This is a genomic window from Bradyrhizobium sp. AC87j1, assembly GCF_002936975.1.
GTDB lineage: Bacteria > Pseudomonadota > Alphaproteobacteria > Rhizobiales > Xanthobacteraceae > Bradyrhizobium > Bradyrhizobium shewense.
This window is the reverse complement of sequence record NZ_PTFE01000175.1, coordinates 1-8245: the sequence shown is the minus strand read 5'-3', so window position 1 is coordinate 8245 and position 8245 is coordinate 1. Positions and strand designations below refer to the sequence as shown.

Annotated in this window: 10 protein-coding genes; 7 read left to right on the top strand and 3 right to left on the bottom strand. The window is 64.3% G+C overall.

All coding sequences use genetic code 11. The features are described from left to right. The coding region (locus CV770_RS39860) for a zinc-binding dehydrogenase (RefSeq protein ID WP_146101452.1) at positions 1–522 on the top strand (522 nt) is incomplete at its 5' end. A 4-nt stretch (positions 523–526) separates the two neighbouring features. Here CV770_RS39860 and CV770_RS39855 read toward each other — a convergent pair. From CV770_RS39855 to CV770_RS39845, 3 genes are read right to left on the bottom strand one after another with little or no spacing between them, the layout of a single operon-like run. Further along, complete coding sequence (locus CV770_RS39855; RefSeq protein ID WP_104466202.1) at positions 527–940, bottom strand: GFA family protein; 414 nt, start codon at positions 938–940, stop codon at positions 527–529. Between the two features lie 11 nt (positions 941–951). Beyond that, positions 952–1425, bottom strand: a complete 474-nt coding sequence (locus CV770_RS39850) for an SRPBCC family protein (RefSeq protein WP_104466201.1) — start codon at positions 1423–1425, stop codon at positions 952–954. After that, on the bottom strand, positions 1422–1751 hold the full coding sequence (locus CV770_RS39845; protein WP_091965948.1) for an ArsR/SmtB family transcription factor: 330 nt from the start codon (positions 1749–1751) through the stop codon (positions 1422–1424). Before CV770_RS39845 ends, CV770_RS39850 begins: the two co-directional genes overlap by 4 nt. Positions 1752–1851: 100 nt before the next feature. Between CV770_RS39845 and CV770_RS39840 the strand changes: the two genes are divergently transcribed. The 6 genes from CV770_RS39840 to CV770_RS39815 all read left to right on the top strand — a co-directional run bounded on the left by CV770_RS39840 (position 1852) and on the right by CV770_RS39815 (position 7971). Then, positions 1852–2535, top strand: a complete 684-nt coding sequence (locus CV770_RS39840; protein ID WP_091965949.1) for a TetR/AcrR family transcriptional regulator — start codon at positions 1852–1854, stop codon at positions 2533–2535. After that, a complete protein-coding gene (locus CV770_RS39835) occupies positions 2532–3449 on the top strand; it encodes an HlyD family secretion protein (RefSeq protein ID WP_245323787.1) in 918 nt (305 codons plus the stop codon). The genes CV770_RS39840 and CV770_RS39835 overlap by 4 nt, the downstream gene beginning before the upstream one ends. Continuing rightward, positions 3446–4378, top strand: a complete 933-nt coding sequence (locus CV770_RS39830; protein WP_091965950.1) for an ABC transporter ATP-binding protein — start codon at positions 3446–3448, stop codon at positions 4376–4378. Before CV770_RS39835 ends, CV770_RS39830 begins: the two co-directional genes overlap by 4 nt. Continuing rightward, complete coding sequence (locus CV770_RS39825; RefSeq protein WP_104466200.1) at positions 4375–5538, top strand: ABC transporter permease; 1164 nt, start codon at positions 4375–4377, stop codon at positions 5536–5538. Before CV770_RS39830 ends, CV770_RS39825 begins: the two co-directional genes overlap by 4 nt. 30 nt (positions 5539–5568) lie before the next feature. Beyond that, positions 5569–6876, top strand: a complete 1308-nt coding sequence (locus tag CV770_RS39820) for an adenylate/guanylate cyclase domain-containing protein (RefSeq protein ID WP_091965952.1) — start codon at positions 5569–5571, stop codon at positions 6874–6876. A 180-nt stretch (positions 6877–7056) separates the two neighbouring features. After that, complete coding sequence (locus CV770_RS39815; RefSeq protein ID WP_091965953.1) at positions 7057–7971, top strand: PhzF family phenazine biosynthesis protein; 915 nt, start codon at positions 7057–7059, stop codon at positions 7969–7971. Positions 7972–8245 lie beyond the last annotated feature (274 nt).

Sequence of the window (8245 nt, the reverse complement as noted above, 5' to 3'; positions counted from 1 at the left end):
GAGTGGGGGGTGATCTCAGGCGTTGGCGGGCTCGGCCATGTCGCGGTCCAGTACGCCAAGGCGATGGGGCTCAAGGTCGCCGCCGTCGACATCGCCGAGGACAAGCTCGCGCTCGCGCGCGAGACCGGCGCCGATCTCGCAGTCAACGCGTTCGCGACCGGCGCGGTGGATCAGGTCTTGGCGGCGACCGGCGGGGGGGCCCACGGCGTGCTGGTGACGGCGGTCTCGACCGCCGCCTTCGCGCAGGCGCTGAAGATGGTGCGCCGTAAGGGCACCGTCAGCCTCGTCGGCCTGCCGCCGGGCGAATTCCCGACGCCGATCTTCGACGTCGTGCTCAAGCGCATTACGGTGCGCGGCTCAATCGTCGGCACGAGGCGGGACCTCGACGAAGCCGTCGCATTCGCTACCGACGGTAAGGTGAAGGCCGAGGTGACGAAGGTGCCGCTCGCGCAAATCAACGATGTCTTCGAGCGGATGAAGGCCGGCAAGATCGACGGTCGCATGGTGCTTGATTTCGGCTAGCGCCTCATCCCGGCGGCATGCCTTCGAACTTTACCAGGCTGGGATCGAGGCGATCCCAGTCATGGCTGCGCGCGGCGAAAGTGACCGCCTGCGGCTTGTAGCGGGCAGGCTCGTCGAGGCTCGCAGCGCGGATTGTGAAGACGTCGGGCTGTGCCGCGAAGGTCAAGTACACAGGCACGCCGCACAGCGTGCAGAAGCCGCGCGTCTTCACGTTGCCGCTGTCGGCGACCATATCCCAATGCTTCGCCTCGCCGGTTAGCGTGACGCCGGCTCGCGCGAACGTCGCGTATGAGCCATGCGCACTGCCGCTTTCGCGCTGGCAGTCTCGGCACTGGCAGTGATTGCTGAACAGGGGCTCGCCGGCAATCGAATAGCGGATCGCGCCGCAGGCGCAGCCGCCGGTATAGGGCTTGTCCATTGCGATGCTTCCTACTTGTCTTCGCCGGAGATGGCATCGAGCCGCTGCAGCACCTTGACCCAGCCGTCGCTCATGTTGAGATAAGCGGTGTCGTTCGTCGGCGTCACGAAGCCGGAGTGCACCACGCGCACGCGCGTCCCTGCTTCGATCGGCGTGAGGGACCAGGTGACGACGGTGTTGAGCGCCGAGCCGTAACCGGTGTTACCCTCGTCGCCGCCCTTCCAGGCGAAGGCGAAGCGTTGGTTCGGCACGACCTCCAGAACGCGGCAATGGATCGTGCCATCCCACGCGCCGGCCGGGTTGGTCTTGAACGTGAAGGTGTTGCCTTCGACGGCCTCGAAACCGGTCGGCGGCATCAGCCAGCGCGCAATCAGCTGTGCGCTGGTCAGCGCCTTCCAGATCGTCGCGACGGCGTGAGGGAAGACCTCGTCGATGACGATGTCTTTGGTCTGGTGTTGGGCTTGAGCTTTGGAAGCAGCACTCACGGATCGATCTCCTTCAAGAGGTCACGCAGATTCTGGAAGCGCTCGCGCCAGAACACGCCGTAATGGTCCATCCAGGTGACCAGCGGCTCGAGCCCCTGCGGCGCGGCGCGGTAATAGACGTTGCGGCCCTCTGCGCGCTCGGCGACGAGGCCCGCCTGTTTCAGCGACTTCAGGTGCTGTGAGATGGCGCCCTGGGTCACGCCGCTGCCGCGCGTCAGCTCGGCGACGGTGATCTCCTTGCTCTCGAACACACGCTCGAACACCGCCCGGCGCGTCGGGTCGGCGAGGGCGCGCATCACGGTGGTGACGGGGTTGGTTTCGATCATGTCATCAAATTAGTCCACGCTAATTCATTAGTCAATGCTAATTCGTTTGCTCTCGCACCCTGAACTTGACTATGACTGACTAGTCAGTCATATTTATCGCATGATGAAGAAGTCGACCAAGCTCGCCAACAAGTCGGCACAGAGCGCGGAGCCTGCGTCAGCCCGCGGAGAGGTGCCTGCGTCGAACCGTGCTGCGCGCGCGCAGGAGCGGCGCGCGGCGATCGTGGAGGCCGCGATGGAGGAGTTCATCGCCCGCGGTTTCGCCGCAACGCGACTCGACGACATTGCCAAACGCGCCGGCGTGGCCAAGGGCACGATCTACCTGCACTTCAAGGACAAGGAATCGATGTTCGAGGAGCTGGTGCGCATCGTGATCGTGCCCGTCGTGGCGCGGCTGACCGCGCTGCCGCCGCCGACGGGCTCGGTGCGCGACCTCATCGAGGCCTTTGCCAGCAATTTCCTGAAAGAGGTCATCGGCACCAGGCGCGGCGATCTGGTGCGGCTGATTGTGGCGGAGGGGCCGCGTTTTCCGGCCGTCGCCGACTTCTACTACCGCGAGGTCGTCTCGCGCGGGATCGCCGCCATGCGCGCGCTGATCGAGCTCGGCATCGCCCGCGGCGAGATCCGCGAAAAGGACCTCGCGCGCTATCCGCAGATCCTGGTCGCGCCCGCGATGATTGCGGTGATCTGGCAAAGCCTGTTTGCGCGGCACGCGCCGCTCGATGCGCAGGACATGCTGCGCGTCCATCTCGATTTGATTTTTGGCGAACGGAGGACGACATGAGGTCGTCACGAACCATCTCTCACCTCATCCTGAGGAGCGCGGAACGCGCGTCTCGACGGATGCAGGCCCGGTTGTGGCTTCTCGCCCTTCGAGACGCCGCTTCGCGGCTCCTCAGGGTGAGGGATCGACAGCAGTATCTGCCGCGTCTTTGCTCGATCGTGGTTCTGGCGCTCGCAACCGGTCTCGCCGGATGCCAGGAGAAGCGCGATCCCGGCTTCCAGGGCTGGGTCGAGGCCGACATGATCTTCGTCAGCCCGGACGAAGCGGGGCGGGTGACGAAGCTCAATGTCCGCGAAGGCGACGAGGTTAAGGTCGGCGATCACCTCTATTCCGTCGACGACGATCTCCAGCTTGCCGATCTCAACCAGCAAAAGGCGACGCTGGCGAATGCGCAGCAGACCTATGACCGCGCGGCCTCGCTGAGCAAGACCGGCTCAGGCACGCAGGCTAATCTCGATTCGGCCGTGTCTGCCTTGCGCGTCGCGGAAGCGCGGGTGGCGACGTCGGAGACACGGATGGCGCGGCGCAAGGGCTTTGCGCCGGTTGCCGGCACCATCCAGCAGATCTATTTCCGCGAGGGGGAGATGGTGGCGGCGCAGCGCCCGGTGCTGTCGATCATGCCGCCCGGTAACATGAAGCTGCGCTTTTTCGTGCCGGAGGCCGCGCTGCCGAAGCTCGCGATCGGCGACACGGTGCGCATCTCTTGCGACAATTGCGCGGCCGATCTCACCGCAAAGATCTACTTCATTGCGACCTCGGCCGAATACACCCCGCCTGTCATCTACAGCCTCGATGAGCGCAACAAGCTGGTCTATTTGATCCAGGCGCGGCCGTCGCGCCCCGACGCGCTGCGGGTCGGACAGCCGATCGACGTCTATCTCAATCCGAAGACACCGGTGGCGGACAAGCGATGAATGGCGGCAACGGCATCGCGATCGACGTCAAGGGCCTGACCAAATCGTTCGGCGGCCGCGAGGTCGTGCACGATCTGTCGATGCAGGTGAAGCGCGGCTCGATCTACGGCTTCCTTGGTCCCAACGGCTCGGGCAAGACCACGACCATCCGTATCCTCTGCGGTCTCCTCACCCCCGATAGCGGCGAGGGCACCTGTCTCGGCTACGACATCCGCCGCGATGCCGAAAAGATCAAGCGCCAGGTCGGTTACATGACCCAGCGCTTCAGCCTATATCAGGATCTATCGGTGCGCGAGAACCTCGAATTCGTCGCGCGGCTCTATGGTCTCGCGGATGCGCGCGGCGCCGCGCGCGATATGATCAAGCGGCTCGGGCTCTCGGGACGCGAGGAGCAGCTTGCGGGCGAGCTTTCCGGCGGCTGGAAGCAGCGGCTGGCGCTGGGTGCCTGCACGCTGCCCAGTCCGAAACTGTTGCTGCTGGACGAGCCGACCGCAGGCGTGGATCCCAAGGCGCGGCGCGATTTCTGGAACGAGATCCACGCGCTTGCCGCCGAGGGCCTCACCGTTCTGGTCTCGACCCACTACATGGACGAAGCCGAGCGCTGCCACGAGATTGCCTACATCGCCTACGGCCATCTGCTGGTGCACGGCACCGTGGAGGAGGTGATCGCGAAATCCGCGCTCTCGACCTACACCGTGACGGGCGAAGACCTGAACGAGCTCGCGGCCGAGCTCACCGGCAAGCCCGGCGTGGATATGGTGGCGCCGTTCGGCACCTCGCTGCACGTTTCGGGGCGGGACGTTGCCGCGCTCGAAGCCAGTATTGCGCCGTGGCGCGAGCGAAGCGGCCTGCACTGGCAGAAGTCGCATCCCTCACTGGAAGACGTGTTCATCGAATTGATGGGGCGCTCCAAGGACAATTTCCAATGAGTGCCATCGATCATCCCGCACCACAGCACGAAATCCGCGAGCGCTTCGGCTTCCTGCGGCGCTCCTATGCGATGCTGATCAAGGAGTTCATCCAGCTGAGGCGCGACCGCGTGTCGTTCGCGATGATCGTGATGCTGCCGGTGATGCAGCTGATGCTGTTCGGCTATGCCATCAACACCACGCCGCACCATCTGCCGAGCGCGGTGCTGCTCCAGGAGGACTCCGATCTCGCCCGCTCGATCCTGAAAGCTCTGGAGAACACCGCCTATTTCCGCTTCCTCTATGAGGTGCACGATGTCGAGGACTTCGACAATCTGCTGAAATCCGGCAAGGTGCTGTTCGGCGTCGAGATCCCGCGCGGCTTCGAGCGTGCGGTGCGGCGCGGCGACAGGCCGGCGCTGCTGGTTGCGGCCGATGCCACCGACCCGGTGGCGGCGAGCGCGGCGATCGGCTCGCTCGGCATGGTCGTGCAGACCGCGCTCAAGCACGATCTCTACATCGGCGATCCCCCGGAGATGCCGTTCGAGATCCGTGCGCATGCCCGCTATAATCCGGCCGCGGCCTCCAGCCTCAACATCGTGCCGGGTCTGGTCGGCACCATCCTCACCATGACCATGCTGATCTTCACCGCGCTGTCGGTCACGCGCGAGGTCGAGCGCGGCACCATGGAGAGCCTGCTGTCGATGCCGATCAAGCCGGTCGAGGTGATGTTCGGCAAGATCGTGCCCTACGTGCTGGTCGGCTTCGTCCAGGCATTTCTCATCATCGGCATCGGGGTTGGCCTGTTCGGCGTCCCCGTGCTCGGCAATCTGTTCCTGCTGGCGCTGCTCTCGACGCTGTTCATTACCACCAATTTGTCGATCGGTTACACCATCTCGACGGTGGTGCAGAACCAGCTCCAGGCCATGCAGATGTCGATGATGTTCTTCCTGCCGAGCATTCTGCTGTCCGGATTCATGTTTCCGTTCGCCGGCATGCCCACCTGGGCGCAATATCTCGGCGAATGCCTGCCGCTGACGCATTACCTTCGCATCGTCCGCGCCATCATGCTGAAGGGCGCGACCATGCAGAATCTGCATTTCGACGCCCTGGCACTAGCGATCCTGATGCTGCTCGCCATGACCATCGCCGTGACGCGCTTCCGCCGCACGCTGGATTGAGGCACAATGCCCCCGGAATCGAGGGGCGGAATGGTCAGATTTGCGAGCAGGAAGACGCGGCAGCATGCCGTGCTATCGGAGGATTTCGAGCGCGAGCTGACACGGGAGGTGTTGCGGACCGAACTGTTGCGGGTGCGCACACTGATCATCACTGGCTGTGTCTTGATGCTGTTCCTGACCTCAACCTTCCTGATCGAACCTGCTCTCGTGAACCGGGTCTGGCGCGGGACCGAGGGTCTTGTCCGCGAATTTATCCTCGTGGGGAGCTTCATCCTCTTTGAAGCTTGGGTCCACAGCCAGATCAGGCGAAACCTCAAGCTCGATCGCGACCTGCCGGTGATCAGGCGCTATATCGGCGCCTTCATCGAAACGTCGCTGCCAACGGTAATCCTGATCCTGCAGATCCGCAGCATGGGTGCCAGCCAGGCGCTTGGTTTCGTGCTGCCACTGGTTTATTTCATCTTCGTCATTCTTTCGACGCTGCGGCTCGATTTCTGGCTGTCCACCTTCACCGGATTCGTGGCCGCGGCCGAACTTCTGGCCGTGGCGCTGTACTACAATTCGGCTGACGACGCAGGCGAACCCCTGATCTACTTCCACGTCGTGCGCAGCACTGTCATCCTGATCTGCGGCGTCCTCGCAGGCTCCGTCGGTGCCCAACTCCGCCGCCAGTTCGCCGCCAGCATTGCAGCCGCCACTGCGCGCGACCGGGTGACGAACCTGTTTGGCCAGCACGTCTCCCCGCAGGTGGTGGAGCGACTGATGGCGGAGGGCACCAGCGCCGCCGGTGACCTGCGCCGCGTCGCCGTGATGTTCGTCGATTTCCGCGGCTTCACGGCCGGCGCGCAGACGCGCACGCCGCAGGAGGTGGTCGACCGGCTCGATGGCGCCTTTGCGGTGCTGGTCGACGTCCTCGATCGCCACGGCGGCATCGTGAACAAGTTTCTCGGCGATGGTTTTCTCGCGCTGTTCGGCGCGCCGCTGGAAGCCTCCGACGCCGCGCATCGCGCGGTTGCCGCAGGCCGCGAGATGCTGAGTGCGATGGACCGCATCAACGCACAGACGAGCTGGCCGTTGCGCATCGGCATCGGCATCCATTTCGGCGAGGTCGTCGCCGGCAATATCGGCTCGCCCCGGCGCAAGGAGTACACGGTGATCGGTGACACCGTGAACTTCGCCTCGCGGCTGGAGGCGCTCAACAAGGAGTTCGGCTCGCAGCTCCTGATTTCCGCGACTGTGCGCGAGGCGCTGGGCAACGATGGCGACGATGCCGTTGCGCTCGGCGAGGTCGAGGTGCGCGGCTATGAGCGGAAGGTGGCGGTGTTTCAATTGGGGTAGCGCCTTCACATGTGAGTCGCGTTTCGTTGAAGCGAGCCGCGGTTCGTTGAAGGCTTCTAAAATCTCTTCCGCGATTGCTCCGATTGCTCCGAATTTTGGGGCATGACGAGCGATATCGCCGGCCTATAGACTGCCGGCGATGCGGCCCGTTGCGGCCGCAACTTGCATAAGGGATCGAAGATGCAGCGCCGCTACATCACAGTCGACGTGTTCACCGACCGCGCCTTCGGCGGCAACCAGCTCGCCGTGGTGCTCGACGCCGGCGGGCTCACGACCGCGCAGATGCAGACGATCGCGACCGAGTTCAACTATTCCGAGACCACCTTCGTGCTGCCGCCGAGCGACAAGGCTCATGATGCGGAGGTGCGCATTTTTACCCCGGTGCAGGAGATTGCCTTTGCGGGCCATCCCAATGTCGGCACCGCCTTCGTGCTCGCCTCGATGGCGAAGGAGCCGAAGCCACGTCTGCTGTTCGAGGAGAAGGCCGGGCTCGTGCCGGTCGACATCGTGAGGGAGCAGGGCCGGGTGATCAGAACCGAGCTCACCGCGCCGCAGCCGCTGGAGCGGCTCTCGCGGCTGTCAGCCGCCGAAGCCGCGAGTTGCATCTCGCTCGTTGCAGACGACATCAAGACCGACAATCACGAGCCGCAGATCGTCACCGTCGGAAACGCGTTTCTGGTGATGGAGCTGCATTCGCGCGAGGCGCTGAAGCGTGCTCGGCCAGATGCGGCAGCCTACGGCAAGGTATTGCCGCGCGATGGTGCCCGATCGGTGTGGTTCTATACGCGCGACGTGCCCGCGGCGGAGGCGCCTTGCGAGCGCCAGGCGCGAATGTTCATGCGCGGCGCCAGCGGTCTCGTCGAGGACCCCGCCACCGGCAGCGCCACGGTTGCCGCGGCGGCGCTGTTCGCTGATCTCGATCCGATACGCGATGGCGAGCTCAAGCTCACGGTCGGCCAGGGTTTTGACATGGGCCGGCCGAGCATCCTCTCAACGCGCGTGCGCAAGCAGGACGGCAAGATCGTCTCCGCCCATGTCGGCGGCAGCTGCGTGCAGATGATGGCGGGGACGTTCAAACTGGCGGGGGAGGGGTAGGAACCGTCATCCCCGCGCAATGGCGAAGCCATTGTCGCTGGAGGTGCGAGCTCTTGCGAGTCTCGAAGGATGCATGGCCGAGGTGCAACCTAGGGGCACGCCGTCGTCCTTCGAGGGCCGCTGAAGAAGCGGCCGCCTCAGGATGACGTGTGTGGACGCCCCAGTAAATGCAAGCAAAATATAACTTCGGAACAGGCATGTGGTCGGGTGCTGACGTGTGTCCGGCCTCGTGATGCGACCTCGACACGTCGCGGGCCCTTATGGAATGCGTGGA